This is a genomic window from Actinophytocola sp. (assembly GCF_035942955.1).
GTDB lineage: Bacteria > Actinomycetota > Actinomycetes > Mycobacteriales > Pseudonocardiaceae > DASYTH01.
This window is the reverse complement of the sequence record NZ_DASZCQ010000114.1, coordinates 1-13,970: the sequence shown is the minus strand read 5'-3', so window position 1 is coordinate 13,970 and position 13,970 is coordinate 1. Positions and strand designations below refer to the sequence as shown.

Annotated in this window: 14 protein-coding genes and 1 pseudogene; 8 read left to right on the top strand and 7 right to left on the bottom strand. The window is 72.2% G+C overall.

Annotation, left to right across the window (positions count from 1 at the left end):
- Nucleotides 1-55: 55 nt before the first annotated feature.
- Both VGX25_RS11315 and VGX25_RS11310 read left to right on the top strand, forming a co-directional pair.
- Nucleotides 56-715, top strand: a complete 660-nt coding sequence (locus tag VGX25_RS11315) for a response regulator transcription factor (protein WP_326917610.1) — start codon at nucleotides 56-58, stop codon at nucleotides 713-715.
- A 4-nt stretch (nucleotides 716-719) separates the two neighbouring features.
- Nucleotides 720-1,823 (top strand): annotated as a pseudogene (locus VGX25_RS11310) (sensor histidine kinase); the annotation flags it as partial.
- A gap of 15 nt (nucleotides 1,824-1,838) precedes the next feature.
- Here VGX25_RS11310 and VGX25_RS11305 read toward each other — a convergent pair.
- On the bottom strand, nucleotides 1,839-2,894 hold the full coding sequence (locus VGX25_RS11305; protein ID WP_326917609.1) for a zinc-dependent alcohol dehydrogenase: 1,056 nt from the start codon (nucleotides 2,892-2,894) through the stop codon (nucleotides 1,839-1,841).
- Between the two features lie 15 nt (nucleotides 2,895-2,909).
- On the opposite strand from VGX25_RS11305, the gene VGX25_RS11300 reads away from it, so the two are divergent.
- Both VGX25_RS11300 and VGX25_RS11295 read left to right on the top strand, forming a co-directional pair.
- Entirely contained in the window at nucleotides 2,910-4,625 is a 1,716-nt protein-coding gene (locus VGX25_RS11300; RefSeq protein ID WP_326917608.1) for an IlvD/Edd family dehydratase, read from the top strand.
- A gap of 183 nt (nucleotides 4,626-4,808) precedes the next feature.
- Complete coding sequence (locus VGX25_RS11295; protein ID WP_326917607.1) at nucleotides 4,809-6,113, top strand: Nramp family divalent metal transporter; 1,305 nt, start codon at nucleotides 4,809-4,811, stop codon at nucleotides 6,111-6,113.
- Nucleotides 6,114-6,276: 163 nt separating this feature from the next.
- Here VGX25_RS11295 and VGX25_RS11290 read toward each other — a convergent pair whose 3' ends face one another.
- Nucleotides 6,277-6,696, bottom strand: a complete 420-nt coding sequence (locus VGX25_RS11290; protein ID WP_326917606.1) for an MFS transporter — start codon at nucleotides 6,694-6,696, stop codon at nucleotides 6,277-6,279.
- The gene (locus VGX25_RS35655; protein WP_414635765.1) at nucleotides 6,693-7,115 is read right to left on the bottom strand and encodes a YciI family protein; all 423 of its coding nucleotides are present in this window, start codon (nucleotides 7,113-7,115) and stop codon (nucleotides 6,693-6,695) included. Before VGX25_RS35655 ends, VGX25_RS11290 begins: the two co-directional genes overlap by 4 nt.
- Before the next feature lie 93 nt (nucleotides 7,116-7,208).
- Here VGX25_RS35655 and VGX25_RS11280 point away from each other — a divergent pair, with 93 nt between their 5' ends.
- Nucleotides 7,209-7,634, top strand: a complete 426-nt coding sequence (locus VGX25_RS11280) for a hypothetical protein (RefSeq protein WP_326917605.1) — start codon at nucleotides 7,209-7,211, stop codon at nucleotides 7,632-7,634.
- A 550-nt stretch (nucleotides 7,635-8,184) separates the two neighbouring features.
- Here VGX25_RS11280 and VGX25_RS11275 read toward each other — a convergent pair.
- Both VGX25_RS11275 and VGX25_RS11270 read right to left on the bottom strand, forming a co-directional pair.
- Entirely contained in the window at nucleotides 8,185-8,307 is a 123-nt protein-coding gene (locus tag VGX25_RS11275; protein ID WP_326917604.1) for a hypothetical protein, read from the bottom strand.
- A gap of 163 nt (nucleotides 8,308-8,470) precedes the next feature.
- Nucleotides 8,471-10,873, bottom strand: a complete 2,403-nt coding sequence (locus VGX25_RS11270; RefSeq protein WP_326917603.1) for an NACHT domain-containing protein — start codon at nucleotides 10,871-10,873, stop codon at nucleotides 8,471-8,473.
- Nucleotides 10,874-10,955: 82 nt separating this feature from the next.
- Between VGX25_RS11270 and VGX25_RS11265 the strand changes: the two genes are divergently transcribed.
- Nucleotides 10,956-11,423, top strand: coding sequence for a hypothetical protein (locus VGX25_RS11265; RefSeq protein ID WP_326917602.1), 468 nt, complete (start codon nucleotides 10,956-10,958; stop codon nucleotides 11,421-11,423).
- Nucleotides 11,424-11,560: 137 nt separating this feature from the next.
- Nucleotides 11,561-11,707, top strand: a complete 147-nt coding sequence (locus VGX25_RS11260) for a three-helix bundle dimerization domain-containing protein (protein WP_326917601.1) — start codon at nucleotides 11,561-11,563, stop codon at nucleotides 11,705-11,707.
- Between the two features lie 2 nt (nucleotides 11,708-11,709).
- Here the strand turns inward: VGX25_RS11260 and VGX25_RS11255 are convergent, their stop codons facing one another.
- Nucleotides 11,710-12,186, bottom strand: coding sequence for an NUDIX domain-containing protein (locus VGX25_RS11255; RefSeq protein ID WP_326917600.1), 477 nt, complete (start codon nucleotides 12,184-12,186; stop codon nucleotides 11,710-11,712).
- An 80-nt stretch (nucleotides 12,187-12,266) separates the two neighbouring features.
- Nucleotides 12,267-13,664, bottom strand: a complete 1,398-nt coding sequence (locus VGX25_RS11250) for an alkaline phosphatase PhoX (protein ID WP_326917599.1) — start codon at nucleotides 13,662-13,664, stop codon at nucleotides 12,267-12,269.
- A 122-nt stretch (nucleotides 13,665-13,786) separates the two neighbouring features.
- On the opposite strand from VGX25_RS11250, the gene VGX25_RS11245 reads away from it, so the two are divergent.
- Nucleotides 13,787-13,970 (top strand): hypothetical protein (locus VGX25_RS11245; protein ID WP_326917598.1); only part of this gene is annotated, 184 nt, incomplete at its 3' end.

Below are 13,970 nucleotides of genomic sequence, written 5' to 3'. Positions count from 1 at the left end.
CGGTTACAGCACGCTGTAACCGTGGCGCAACGTCCACTTCGGCACGCTGGTGGCGATGCGGGTACTGGTGATCGAGGACGACGTCGAGCTGGCCGAGGCGATCGGCGTCGGGCTGCGCCGCGAGCGGATGGCCGTCGACGTGGTGTTCGACGGCGCCACCGGGCTGGAGCGCGCGCAACTGTGCGACTACGACGTGATCGTGCTCGACCGGGACCTGCCCGGCCGGCACGGTGACGAGGTGTGCGCGCGGCTCGTGGCGGGCGGGTGCCGCGGCCGGGTGCTCATGCTGACCGCGGCGGCCACGATCGAGGACCGGGTGGACGGCCTCGGCCTCGGCGCCGACGATTACCTGCCGAAGCCGTTCGCGCTCGCCGAGCTGGTCGCCCGGCTCCGGGCGCTGTTCCGGCGCGCCCAGCCGGCCGTTCCGCCGGTGCTGGAGTACGCCGGCCTGGTGCTCGACCCGGCGCGCCGGGCCGCCAGCCGCGACGGGCGGCCGCTCGACCTGGGGCCCAAGGAGTTCGGCGTGCTGGAGCTGCTGCTCGCCGCCCAGGGCCGGATCGTGCCGGCCGAGGAGCTGCTGGAACGCGTGTGGGACGAGATGGCCGACCCGTTCACCACCGCGGTCAAGGTGACCGTCAGCCGGCTGCGCCGCAAGCTCGGGGACCCGCCGATGATCCAGACCGTCCCGCAGGCCGGCTACCGGATCGGGGAGTGACGCCATGCCCCGGCGGACCGTCCGGCTGCGACTCACCTTGCTCTACAGTGGACTGTTCCTGCTGTCCGGCGCGGGCCTGCTGGTCATCACCTACCTGCTGGTGGCCGACCGGTTCCCGGTGCTGCAGCTGCGCGACACCCCGGGCGGCAGCGAGATCATCCGGATCTGCGCGCGGCCGGACGGCTCGGTGGCCACGGCGGAGCAGTTCACCGCCTGCGCCGACGAGGCCCGGTCGCTGTTCGACGCGCAGCGGGCCGAGACCATGCGCCAGCTGCTCATCCAGTCCGGGACCGCGCTCGCGTTCATGACCGTCGTGTCGGTCGGGCTCGGCTGGCTGGTGGCCGGGCGGGTGCTGCGGCCGCTGCGCACGATCACCGCGGCCGCCCGCCGCATCTCCGCCAGCGACCTGCACCAGAGACTCGCGATGACGGGTCGGGACGACGAGCTCAAGGAGCTCGGCGACACCTTCGACGGGCTGCTCGCCCGGCTCGAGGCGGCCTTCACCGCGCAGCGCCAGTTCGTCGCCAACGCCTCGCACGAGCTGCGCACCCCGCTGGCCCGGCAGCGGACCCTGCTGGAGGTGGCGCTCGCCGACCCGCGCCCGACGACAGCCGGGCTCCAGACCGCCTGCCGGCGCGCGCTCGCGGCCGGCGAGCAGCAGGAGCGGCTCATCGAGGCGCTGCTCACCCTGGCCCGCAGCGAGCGCGGCCTGGACCGCCGGGAGCCGCTCGACCTGCGGGTGATCACCGGCGCGGTGGTCGACGCGCGCCGGGCCGATGCCGGCGCCCGGCAGGTGCGCATCGACGCCGACCTCGGCCCCGCCACCGCGCTCGGCGACCCCCACCTGGCCGAACGGCTGGTGGCCAACCTCGTCGACAACGCCGTGCGCCACAACACGACCGGCGGCACGGTCACGGTCGACACCGGGACCGGGGCCGGATCCGCCACGGTGACGGTGACCAACACCGGTCCGATGATCCCACCCGACCAGCTCGACCGGCTCTTCCAACCGTTCACCCGGCTCACCGGCGAGCGCTCCGCCACCCGCGACGGCCTCGGCCTCGGCCTGCCCATCGTCGCCGCGATCGTCGCCGCGCACGACGGCCACCTCGACGCCCGCCCGCTACCCGCCGGCGGGCTTGCCGTCACGGTCAGCTTCCCCGCCCCACGGCCGGGGATCGATGTGGATCTTCGGAGCCGGTCCCCAGCCGGGGTCGCGCTTGCCGGCCAGGACGGTCGCGGCGTCGTCGAGGCAGACGGTGGCGGCGACCAGTGGGCGCGGGTCGACCGCGCCGGAGGCGTATAGCTCGATCGTGCCGGCGAGACCGCCCGATCCGCTGAGCACCCCGACGATCGTCACGTCCTTGAGCACCGCGGTCCGGGTGTCGATCCGGCTCGGCTCACCGGACAGTCCGATGTAGACGATACGGCCACCGGGCTCGACAAGATCGAGCGCGAGCGCCGGCAGGTCGGGGGAGTTGGAGGCGTCGACGACGGCGTCGAACGGAAGATCCGGCACGGTCACAGACGTCCATACCGGACCGATGCCGAGGGACCGAGCGAAGCTCAGCGACTCCTCGTCCCGTCCGAGCAGGTGAACCTCGGCCCCGTCGGCCGCGGCGATCTTCCCCACCAGCAAGCCGATCGTGCCGGGGCCGAGCACGAGCAGCCGCGCGCCGGGGGACAGCCGGGCGCCGCGGACGGCCCGCAGCGCGTTGGCGCCGGGCTCGACGAGCGCGCCGAGCGTGGCGTCGACGGTGCCGGGCAACGGATGCAGCGCCCGCGCCGGCACCGGCAGCCGCTCGGCGAGCGCGCCCGGCCAGCCGTTGCGGATGCCGATCTCGTACCGGTCGGCGCACAGGTGCTGCCGGCCGGACGTGCAGCGGCGGCAGCGCCCGCAGCCGAGCATCGTGTCGCCGGTGACCCGCCGGCCGGTCCACTTCGGATCGACACCCGGCCCGGCCGCGGCGACCACACCGCTCCACTCGTGTCCGATGCGGATCGGGTAGGCGGCCTCGCCGGTGTGCAGGTAGGCCATGTCGCCGGAGAAGAACTCGGCGTCGGTGCCGCACACCCCGGCCCGTTCGACGTCGACGATCACCTGGCCCGGCCCCGCCTCCGGCTCGGGCACATCCACCACGTCGGCCCGTCCGGGACCGGTGATGACGAAGGCGCGCATGCTTACATGGTGACCATGACCGGACTGCGCAGCGCCGCCTGGTACGCCGGCCATCGCCGGGACGCCTACATCCACCGGGCATGGATGCGCCGCGGCCTGCCCGACTCGGCGTTCGCCGGGCGGCCGCAGATCGCCATCGCCAACACCGCGTCCGACCTGACGCCGTGCAACAGCCACCTCGACGAGGTCGCCGAGCACGTCAAGCGCGGCGTGTGGGAGGCCGGCGGGGTCCCGCTCAACCTGCCCGTGGTGTCGCTCGGCGAGACGCAGGTCCGGCCCACCGCGATGCTCTGGCGCAACATGGCGGCGATGGCCACCGAGGAGATGCTGCGAGCCAACCCGGTCGACGGCGTGGTGCTGCTCGGCGGCTGCGACAAGACGATCCCGTCGCTGCTCATGGCGGCCGCGTCGGTCGACCTGCCCGCCGTGGTGGTGCCCGGCGGCCCGATGCTCACCGGCACCTTCCGCGGCGTCCCGCTCGGCTGCGGCACCGACGTCTGGCGGCTGTCCGAGGAGGTCCGCGCCGGCACCCTGTCCGAGCGCGACTTCCACGAGTCGGAGTCGTCGATGATCCGCAGCCGCGGGCACTGCAACACGATGGGCACGGCGTCGACCATCGGGCTGCTGGCCGAGGCGCTCGGCACGACGCTGCCCGGCACCGCCGGCATCCCGGCCGCCGACAGCCGGTTGCTGGCCCGCGCGCACGAGACCGGCCGGCTCGTGGTCGAGATGGTCGCCGCCGACCGCCGGCCCAGCCGGGTCCTGACGGCCGGCTCGTTCCACAACGCGATCGTGACGCTCGCCGCGATCGGCGGCTCCACCAACGCGGTCGTGCACCTGCTGGCCATCGCCGGCCGGCTCGGCGTGCCGCTCACCCTTGCCGACTTCGACCGGATCGGCGCCGACGTCCCGCTGCTGGTCGACCTGCAACCGGCCGGGCGCCACCTGATGGAGGACCTGCACCGGGCCGGCGGGCTGGCCGCCGTGCTGCACGAGGTGATCGACCTGCTCGACCCCGACGCGCTGACGGTCACCGGTCAGCCGCTCGTCGAGTTCCTCGGCGACGCCCGGATCTGGGACCCCGACGTGATCCGCACCCGGGACGCGCCGCTGCAACCGCACGCCGGGATCGCCGTGCTGCACGGCAACCTGGCGCCGAACGGCGCGATCATCAAGCCGGCCGCCGCGTCGCCGGAGCTGCTGCGCCACCGCGGCCGGGCCGTGGTGTTCGACTCCATCGAGGACTTCCGCGCCCGCATCGACGACCCCGACCTTGACGTCGACGCCGACTCGGTGCTCGTGCTGCGCGGCTGCGGGCCCAAGGGCTACCCGGGGATGCCCGAGGTGGCCAACCTGCCGCTGCCGCCGAAGCTGCTGCGCCAGGGTGTGCGCGACATGGTCCGGATCTGCGACGGCCGGATGAGCGGCACCGCCTACGGCACCGTGGTGCTGCACGTCGCCCCCGAGGCCGCGGCCGGCGGCCCCTTCGACCGGATCCGCACCGGCGACGTGATCACCCTCGACGTGCCGCGCCGGACCATCGACGTCGACCTGTCTCCCGACGAGCTGGCCGCCCGGCCCCCGTCGCCGGCCATGCTGGCCGCCGTCGCCCGCCCGAGCCGCGGCTGGGAACGCCTCTACGTCGACACCGTCATGGGCGCCGACACCGGCGCCGACCTGGACTTCCTCGTCGGCGCCAGCGGCCACGAGGTCTCCCGCGAGTCGCACTGATCTTGCTTAACGCCGGGTCGGCCGGGGTAATCCCGACGGGTTAGTGATCTCCAGGTCGGGAGGGCGAGGGCAATGGCGACTTCGGTGGTTGATCGATTCCCGTCGCGGCATCTGGCGTCTCCGAGCGTCAAACCGCTACCGGAACCGCCGGCATCGACGTGGCGGATCATCGGGCCGGGGATCGTGGCGGCCGGCGTCGGGCTCGCCTCGGGCGAGTTCATCCTGTTCCCGTACATCGCGTCGCAGGTCGGGCTGGTGTTCGTGTGGGCGGCCCTGGTCGGGCTGGGCACGCAGTTCTTCCTGAACATGGAGATCGAGCGGTACACCCTGGCCACCGGGGAGACCGCGCTGACCGGGTTCAGCCGGTTCTGGCGGCACTGGGGGCTGGTGTTCGCCGTGCTGACCTACCTGGCGAACCTGTGGCCGGGCTGGGTGACGAGCTCGGCGACGCTGGTCACCTACCTGTGGGGCGGCGACGCCGCGTGGATCGCGATCGGCATGCTGGTGGCGATCGGGCTCATCCTCACCCTCGCGCCCGTGGTCTACGTCGCGCTGGAACGCGCGGAGATGCTGAAGGTGGCCGCGGTGCTCGTGCTCGTCATGATCGGCGCGCTGTTCGCGATCACCGCCGACGCGTGGAGCGACGTGCCGAAGGTGATCACCGACGCGAGCGTGCCGGTGGAGCCGCTCGGGTTCGCCCTGCTGCTCAGCGCGCTCGCCTTCGCCGGCGCCGGCGGTGGGCAGAACCTGGTGCAGAGCAACTGGATCCGGGACAAGGGGTTCGGCATGGGCGCCTACGTGCCGCGGATCACCAGCCCGGTCACCGGCAAACCCGAGGCCGCGCCCAGCACCGGGTTCATCTTCGAGCCGACCGACGAGCACCTCGGCCGCTGGCGGGCCTGGTGGCGGTTCGCCAACCGGGAGCAGCTGTCGACGTTCGTGCTGATCACGTTCCTGTCGATCACATTCACCTCGCTGCTGGCGTACTCCACCGTGTTCGGCCGGGACGACCTGCCCAACGGGATCGGCTTCCTGCGCATCGAGGGGGAGCAGCTCAACGCCACCGTCGGCGGCTGGTTCGGCCCGTTCTTCTGGATCATCGGGGCGTTCGCCTTGTTCGCCGCGGCGCTGGGCATCGTGGACTACACCAGCCGGCTGGCCGCCGACGTGATCAAGACGTCGTACCTGCCGAAGGCCAAGGAAAGCACGATCTACTTCATCCTGGTCTGGGTCCTTGTGCTGCTCGGCAGCGTCATCCTGCTCGCCGGGTTCACCCAGCCGCTGGTGCTGCTGGTGATCTCCGCGTGCGTCGGCGGGCTGATGATGTTCATCTACTCGATCCTGCTCATCGTGCTCAACCGGCGGGTGCTGCCCGAGCCGATCCGCGTCCGCGGCGCCAGGGTCGTCGCACTGTGCTGGTCGGTCGCGCTGTTCGGCGTGCTGTCCGTCCTGACGATCATCGACCAGGGCGCCAAGCTGTTCGACTGATCCGTCGCCGGCGGCCGCAGCCCGGTCCAGACGAGCGCCACGGTCACTACGACGTCGGCGGCCAGCGCCAGGTGGATCCCGGCGAGCAGGCTCGTCCGAGTCGCCGCGATCGCGCTGAGGATCGGAATTCCGATGGTGGGCCCGATCTCCTGGGCCAGCGTGGTCAGGCCGGTGGCCAGCCCTGCTCGGAGTCGGGCAGGCCCGAGGTCGCGGTCACCATGAACGACACGATCGCGGTCACGAACCCGAAGAATCCCACGAACAGCGCGGGCACCAGCAGCCAGAGCCAGGCGCCGCCGGCGCCGAGCAGGACCAGCGGGGCGGTGGCGCCGGACTGCACCAGCAGGCCGGCGGCCAGCACGGTGCGCGAGCCGTGCCGGTCGATGAAGCGGCCGGCGACGACACCCGCGGCCACCGCGGCCAGGCCGAGCCCGCCGAAGGCCAGCCCGGTGGCCAGCGGCGAGAGGTGCAGCACGTCCTGCAGGTACAGCGTCATCAGGACGATGAGCGCGGGCTCCATGGTGAACATGACGAGGCCGGCGAGGTTGCCCCACTTCACCGTGGGCCGGGACAGGATGCTCACCGCCGCGAGGGGCGAGGTCCCAGTCGCCGGTCAGACCGATCAGCGTCGCGACGACCTGCCCCCACTCCGCCGCGAACGCCTCGGCGACCGCCGCCTCGACGGCGTCGCTCACTCCCAGACCGGCCGGATCTCGATGGTGCCGAACGCGGCGAACGGATGGCGGCGGCGACCTCGATCGCCTCGTCGAGATGCGCGCACTCGATCACGACGACGCCGCCGATCAGATCCTTGGTCTCCGCGTGCGGCCCGTCCGACACCAGCGTCTCGCCGCGCCGCACCTGCACCTTCGTCGTGGCCGCCGGCCGCAGCCGGGCCCCGAACACGCGACGCGCCCGCACGTCGGCGAGCCAGGCCCGGTGCTCCGGCCACGCGTCGATCTCCTCCGGCGACTCCGAATGCTCCGCACCGTGCCAGATCACCAACGCGTACCTCACCTACCACACCTCCGATGTGAACCCGCCGGTCTGATCGCTCGTGTGCATGGGTACCAGAGGTGGAAAGGAAGCCCAGACATGACCACGACCCTCGCGAGCACACCACGAACCGGCCGCCGGCTGGCGATGGGCGGCCGGATCGCCGGCGCCGCACTGACCGGATGGTCGGCCGGCATTCACCTGTACCTGTGGCTCGACGGGTTCCGCGACGTCGAGACGATCGGCACCCTCTTCCTGCTCAACGCGATCGGCGGATTCCTCCTCGCCCTCGTGCTGCTGTTCACCCCCGACCGGTTCCTCACGGCCGCCTTCGCGCTCGGCGCCCTTTACGCGGCGAGCGTCCTCGGCGCGCTGTCCCTCAGCCTCACCGTGGGCCTGTTCGGTTTCCACGAGTCCATCGACACCGACCAGGTGATCACCACCCTCGTCGTCAACTCCGCCGCGGTCCTCATCCTCGGCACCCTCACCGCCCTCCGCCTGCGCGAGCGCCGGCCACGCGGCTAACCGGGTGCACGCCGCGTCCCTCCTGACGACGCTCCCGCGAGCTGCTGACCCGCAGCCTGGTAGTCAGCGTGACCGGGGTCGGCGGAGTCGGCAAAACGCGGCTCGCGCCGGCGTTGCCGCCGCTGAATCGGGGTGGTGTGCCGCCTCGAAGCCGTTGACAACCGGACACGGTGCCGTTCGCCGTGGCCGATGCGTTGGGTTTCCCGGGTCCGGACCCGGCGCTCGTCGGCCTCGGCCGGGTGGAACGGCGGCTGCTCGTGGTCGACAAAGTACGCGTCTTGGCCACGAGCCGGGAGCCGTTGGGCATGCCGAGTGAGTATGTGCTGCCGCTGGGCCCCCTGGCACTTCCCGACACCGACGCGGCCCGGGAGGTGGAGCGGTCTCCCGCCGTGCGGCTGCTGCTCGATCGTGCGCGAGCGACCGGAGCAACAAGCGTCGACCACGCAGCGACCAGGGTGCGATCGTCGAGCTGTGCCCTCGCCTCGACGGGCTGCCGCTGGCGATCGAGCTGGCCGCGGTCCGCCTGCGCGGCATGACCGCGCGGGAGGTGTCAGCGCAGGCCGCCCGCGTAGCCGCCGCGGTCCTCATCCCCCCGCGCCGCCGCGGGTGTGGGCGCCCCCAGCACGTTCACGGCCGCGACGCCGGCGCCGGGCATGCCGACCCGCCGGAGCATGCCCTGGCGGCTCAGCTGGTCCGGCGGCAGCGCAGTGTCCGGAATGGACAGATCAAGCGCGGGCGGCAGGTCTCAACCTCGTTGACCACGACGAACGACCGGTGGCCGGCCCGCAACGCCCAGACGAACAGGTGACGGTGCCGCGCTGGACGGATGACCTCGCTCAGCCGGTCAGCGCGCCGCCGGCGGGGTGGAACGACATGGTGACGTTGACGCCGGGCAGTTCCGGGGCGGGGGTGTTCGGCGGTACCCGCCAGAGCACGAGCCGGCGGAGGTCCGGTAGTCCGGCGAGCATGGCCAGCTCGTCGTCGTCGGGTGCCCAATCCAGGATGATCGACCGGATTCCGTGCACGCCGGCGAGTTTCATCCGGCGTGCGGCGCTGCTCAGGGTCAGGTGCCGCACGTGCAGGCCGGCCGGCAGCGCCACGGAACCGCGCAGGGCCAGGCTGTCCAGCCGGACCCCCGCCAGGCTGGCGAGATCGACCTTCGAGGTGATTCCGGAGATGACCAGCCGCCGCAGCCCCGGGATCCCGGCGAGCGGGGACAGGTCGACGGGCCGGGCGTCGGCCAGCGATGAGCACCGGTCCAGCACAAGCACGCGCAGCGAGGCCGACCGGGTCAGTGGGTCCAGCGTGGTCATCATGTTGTCACGCAGGGTGAGCCGGCGCAGCTCTGGCAGGTCGGCCAGCGGCGTGAGGTCGCGCATGTCGTTGCGCAGTACCAGGTTCGTGATGGTGCGCAGGTGCCCGATGTGCTCGATCCGGCGGCCGTTCTGCAGGTCGACGGTGAACCGGCGGAAGTCGATCTCGCTGAGCACGTCCCGCGCGTACTTCTCGTAGTCGCCCAGCCGGCCCCAGGGCTCGAGCAGTTCGTTGATCACACCGGTGGACGGGTTCGCGGTGAACTGCAGGATCTTCTCCACCGCGCCCGGTGGGTTCCATTGCGCGGCGATGCGGGCCGCCGCGCGCACGACCAGCGCGGATTGCCACGCGGTGAGCCCGCCCGGGCCGGGCAGCAGGTCGAGGACGAACTCGCCGGCCGCGGCGAGCTGGTCGGCGGCGCCCGGCGTGCGCGGCGGGATCAGCTCGGCCATTGCCTCGGTCACCCGATTCCGCACGTGCTGCGAGTCCGCCGGCAGCACGGTGGCCTGCTCCAGAATGGCGGCGGCGAGCAGGTAGAGCGCCTCGCGGTGCTCGTGGTCGGCCTTGCCGCGTTCGAGCAGTGTGAGCAGAATCCGCTGCCGTTCGGTGGGCCGGGCGTGTGCGCCGGCCATCACCACCACGTCGTGCCAGTGCGGCTTGTCGGCGTTGTCGAGCATCAGACCGAAATAGGCCTCGTCGACGACCTCCTTGGCCGCGAGGTGGTCGCGGAACGTGCGGTGCAGAAATTCCAGGGAGCGGCTGGGCAGCTCGCGCAGCAGGCCGCTCTCGTGGGCGAGGTAGCGCAACACCCGCTCCGGATCCTCGTCCTCGCTGCGCAGGCCGGACATGAACGACGGCATCCGATCCTTGGCGTCCTCCGGCGTGAGCACCGGCTCGAGGTTGGTGACCAGCCAGAACGCGAGCCGCTGGAGCAGCTTCTCCTGCTCCTCCTTGCTGAGCGCCACATCCTCGGTGGGGATGTGGGTCTCGGGGGTGCCGGTCCGAAGATACTGCCGGCGCATCGCCGGCCAGCGCGACAGCAGCAGGTCCAGCGCGGCGTCGTAGACCTGCTTGCGGTTCTCCGGCAGGTGCTCGCCGCGGTCCATGTGCAGCGCGCACAGCAGCCCGCACAGCAAGGGGTTCGCACTCATCCCGCGCAGCGCCGGCCGGTTGGACAGGGTGGCCAGCAGCCGGCGCTCGGTGTGGTGCAACGACTCCCGGGCGTCCGAGCCCTCGGGGTGGTCGTCCCGGGCCATCTCGTGCCAGCCGTGTACGTACTTGTCGATGCTGTGCCGGCTCATCGGGAGCAGGTCGAACCGCTGGAAACCGCGGTCGGCCCACCACTGCTCGGCCACCACCGACGGGCGGGTGGTGACCACGCACCGGGTGTCGGGATAGACGGCCAGGTGGTGCTCCACCCATTGCTCGAGATGCGACCGTTCCCGCGGCCGGACCTCCTCGAGCCCGTCGAGCAGCAGCAGAACCCGGCCTCCGGCAAGCATTCGGTGCATCCAGCCGGCCGGCATCCGCGGCCGCAGCGGTGCGGCGACCGCCTCGGCCAGATCGGGCGGCTGCCCGTCGGCGTACCGTCCGAGCTCCAGCAGGACCGGAACAGTCGCCGGCTCGTCGATGTTCGCGCCGAGCCAGCGCAGCAGCGTGCTCTTGCCCGATCCCGCGACCCCTCGGACCAGCGCACGCCGGTGGTTGCGCAGCGCCTGATCCGCCCGGGCACCCGCGGTCACCGTTGCGTCGTCACCCAGATCCCGTTGGTTGAGGGTCAGGGCAACGTATCCGCGCTCGAAGCTGTGCCGCCGCGGAACGCCGCGCGGATCCACCCCGAAGAACTCGAACCCGTCAAGGGTGCGAACCATGAACTCCCGGTACCGGTCGGCGAACGCCTCGTCGGGATCGGCGGGTCGCGACATCCGCTGCCTCCCCTGCTTTGGATCAGCGTACCTGCAATTGCCACCTGCAATCCCGTGGCCACGTAACGGTATGCTGCCGCCCGTGCAGGGCCCGGCCGTCACGGACTGGATGTCGGCGCTGGGTGAGATCGCCGGTGCCGCGGGCACGGTCGCCGCCGTGGCGGTGGCGCTGCTGCTGGCCCGGCGCGGCGCTCGGCGGCAGCGGATCGAGCAGGCCGACCGGGAGGCCGGCCAGGCCCGCCTGATCATCGCGGAGCTGCACCGCGCGGAGGGTCGTTGGTGGGTGCGGACGACCAACCACAGCACCGCACCGGTCTTCCAGGTCGAGATCCTCGAGGTCCGCCACCCCGACGGGGTCAGCACGGTCGAGCCGGCTCCCGGCGCCCCGGTGGAGCTGACCAAGCTGCCCGCCGGCGAGGTGAACGACCGGGCCCTCGCGCTCGGCGGCGATCCGGCCACCGCGGTCGTGGTGCTGCGATTCCTCGACGCCGCCGGGCTGCGCTGGCACCGCGCGGGCACCGGGCAGCCACAACGCGTGCTGGACGGCTGATCTTTCCGTCTACATAGGACGTAAGCTTGGCGGGTCAGCGGAGGCCGTTGCGTTTGGCGACGTGCGGAGATGAACAACCCATGTCCGGAGCCGGACGCTCATCTGGGCGCCACCGGCGCGTCACCTGGCCGGGGTAGATGAATACGGCCGGGAACGCCGGGGAGGTGCGCCGTCTGGTGGCGCGGGAGCGGAACCGCTTCGCCGACGCGCGGGTGCACGCTTTCGTGCCCATCCTGGTGGAACGGTCGGTGCGGGCCCACCTCGCGACGACCGGCTCCGGCTGAGCTCAGATCAGCTGAACGCGGTCCGGATAGGTTACCGCGTGGTCGATGCGTAGCCGCATGCTCGGGTGTATGGAGAGTCGGCCGAGGGTGCTCACCGCGTGCCAGGCGGCGTTGGTCATCTCGTGGTCGTCCGGCCGGGGCCGGCCGGAGACCGGGACGGCGTGCAGGCACAGGGCGAACTGTTGGCGGACCTCGCCGGTCGGGTAAACCATCACGTGGCCGGGGTCGGTGTACACCCCGGACAGACCGGTGACCTCGATCGTCACGCCGGTCTCCTCGGCCACCTCGCGGACCACGGCGTCCACTGCGGACTCGCCGGGCTCCACCTTGCCACCCGGCAGCTCCCAGTTGCCGGTGTCCGCCCGCCGGGCGAGCAGCAGCCGGCCCGTCGGGTCGCGCACCGCGGCGAAGGCCGTCGGGCGCAAGGAGTTCGCCGCCGGAGCGGTCGGATCGTGGTAGTACTCGGCCACGCGCACCACAACGATCAGCCTCCCCGCCGGCGCCGGCCGGATGCGCTGAACGCCTGGCGTCCAACGGGTGAATTCCCTCGCACGAGTTGTCAGAGGGAGCCCTGGCGCCAGGGGCCGGTGATGGCGAAGGTGATACCCGGCGTCTGGATGTTGACGAACAGCCACTTGCCGCGGATCGGGTCGAAGGTGGAGCCGCACCATTCCCGGGTGGAGTAGTCGCCGGGCGGGATCGCCGGTCTGCCCGGGACACCGTCGGGGAGGATGACGTTGTTGGCGGCGAACGGGAAGATCTCCCCGTCGCGGGTCAGGCCGTGCAGGAACTGCACACCGCTGCCGTCCTCGCACAGCACGATGCCACCGCGCGGGCTAACCGCGATGTTGTCCGGATTGGACAGAACGTCCTCGCCGGGCGAGGCGAACAGGATGCGCAACCGGCCGGTGCGCGGGTGGTACTCGAAGACTTGCCCCAGCCCGGCCGGGCCGCCGCTGGTGGACACGACGTAGACGACGCCGTTGCCGTACCAGGCGCCCTCCAGCCGGGAGAACGTCGCGCCACCCAACGCGATGCCCTGGTCCGTCGGCCGCGGGCCACCCTCGGCGGGGTCCGGATCCTCGATCTCCACCCAGCTGGTGTCCTGGTAGACCGTGCCGGCGCCGTCCGCGCGGGTGTCGTACGTGGCGTCGCCGATCTTGAGCATCTCCAGCACCCCGCCCGCGCGCAGCTGGCCGGGAACCCGCGGCCGGAACCGGAACAGGCCGGCGATGTCGTCGTCCTCGGTCTCGTAGACGAAGCCGGTGACCGGGTCGACGGCGATCGCCTCGTGCTCGAAGCGACCCATCGCCGTCAGCGGCCGCGGGTCCCCCTTTCCGGTGGGCGGCACCTCGAAGATGTAGCCGTGCCGGCGTCCCGTGGTGGGGTTGATGTCCAGGGTTTCCTCGCAGGTGAGCCAGGTGCCCCACGGGGTGGGACCGCCTGCGCAGTTGCGCACCGTGCCGGACAGGCTGGCCTGAGCCTGCTCGAACTTCCCGGCATCGGGGTCGAAGACCAGCGTGCTGGTGCCGCCGCCGGCGTCCGGGTCGTAGGCCGGGTCGGTGAACTTGCCGCGGAAGCCGCTCACCTCGTGGTTGCGCACCAGGTGCACCCGTCCCCGCCGGCCGGCGCGGAAGGCCGCCATGCCGTCGTGCGCTGCGGGTGTGGCCACCCCGTCGTCCATCGTGTCGCCGGTCCACCCGTAGGTCAGGTACTCGAACCCGCGGGGCAGCAGCAACAGCGGCAACCCGGTGGTGTGGTCGCGCACCGGGGCGAGCGGGCCGTAGTCGGGGCTGTGCGGCCGCCGGGTGTCCCGCGCCGGCTCGGCCTGCGCCGACCGCGCGGCCAGCGCGTCGAGCGGGGCCAGCGCGGTGGCGCCGACCAAGGCGGCCGCCCCGCCGAGCACGGCGCGCCGACCGACACCGGAAGTGGTTTCGCTGGACTGGGTCTCCGTCACCCCACCACCTTCCCGCCCGCCCGGCTACCGGCACGACGGCCCGCGGGCAACGGTTTCCCGAAGTACGGGTGAACGCCCCGGATCGGTACCGTGGTGGTAGTTCGTTCCTGCCAAGGGTTTCGGTGTCCGATCCGGTTTCCACGGCGTTGATGGCGGTGTTGAGCGCGACGCTGTTCGCCCTGCATGGGTGGGTGGTCGACAAGAGCGCGGACCGAATTCTGCAGCGGCGCGCCGGGAAGTTCGGTGATCCGGGGCGGATGCTCGACGCCGCCGCCGAGGACCTGGTGGAGTTGCGCCGCGCCGAGT

Coding starts and splice junctions, on each gene's coding strand:
- VGX25_RS11270 (WP_326917603.1), bottom strand. CDS start 10,873: ATGTCGCGACCCGCCGATCCCGACGAGGCGTTCGCCGACCGGTACCGG.
- VGX25_RS11315 (WP_326917610.1), top strand. CDS start 56: ATGCGGGTACTGGTGATCGAGGACGACGTCGAGCTGGCCGAGGCGATC.
- VGX25_RS11280 (WP_326917605.1), top strand. CDS start 7,209: ATGACCACGACCCTCGCGAGCACACCACGAACCGGCCGCCGGCTGGCG.
- VGX25_RS11300 (WP_326917608.1), top strand. CDS start 2,910: ATGACCGGACTGCGCAGCGCCGCCTGGTACGCCGGCCATCGCCGGGAC.
- VGX25_RS11260 (WP_326917601.1), top strand. CDS start 11,561: ATGAATACGGCCGGGAACGCCGGGGAGGTGCGCCGTCTGGTGGCGCGG.
- VGX25_RS11275 (WP_326917604.1), bottom strand. CDS start 8,307: ATGCTCCGGCGGGTCGGCATGCCCGGCGCCGGCGTCGCGGCCGTGAAC.
- VGX25_RS11305 (WP_326917609.1), bottom strand. CDS start 2,894: ATGCGCGCCTTCGTCATCACCGGTCCCGGACGGGCCGACGTGGTGGAT.